This is a genomic window from Arcobacter sp. F2176 (assembly GCF_004116465.1).
GTDB classification, from domain to species: Bacteria; Campylobacterota; Campylobacteria; order Campylobacterales; family Arcobacteraceae; genus Arcobacter; species Arcobacter siniprincipis.
Genome location: NZ_PDJV01000077.1, coordinates 1 through 422, shown reverse-complemented (window position 1 = coordinate 422; position 422 = coordinate 1). Strand labels below are relative to the sequence as shown.

1 protein-coding gene and 1 pseudogene are annotated in these 422 nt (G+C 30.6%); both read left to right on the top strand.

Annotated elements, in window-relative coordinates; translation table 11 throughout:
- A pseudogene (frdB, locus tag CRU95_RS16240) lies at positions 1-126 on the top strand (fumarate reductase iron-sulfur subunit); the annotation flags it as partial.
- Between the two features lie 10 nt (positions 127-136).
- On the top strand, positions 137-422 hold a 286-nt coding region (locus CRU95_RS16235; RefSeq protein WP_258238635.1), incomplete at its 3' end, for a fumarate hydratase.

The window sequence follows — 422 nt, the reverse complement described above, 5'->3', positions numbered from 1 at the left end:
GATGATAATGGTATATTTGGTTGTATGACTCTTCTTGGTTGTGAAGATACTTGTCCTAAACACTTACCTCTTCAAACTAAAATCGCTTACATGAGAAGAAAATTAGCTACTGTTAAAGGTTCTTAAGGAGGACATTATGAAAAAAATAACCGAACAAGATATAATCGAGAGTATAGCAGATGCATGTCAATACATATCATTTTATCATCCAGAAGATTTTGTAAAAGGGATGGTAGAAGCTTATAATGTAGAAAAAGGTGAAGCTGCAAAAAATGCAATTGGACAAATATTAATTAATTCAAAAATGTGTGCAATGGGTCATAGACCTTTATGTCAAGATACAGGAAGTGTTAATATCTTTGTAAAGGTTGGATTAAATGCTCCTTTAGATATTAAAAAAGAGTTAGTTGATTTATTAAATG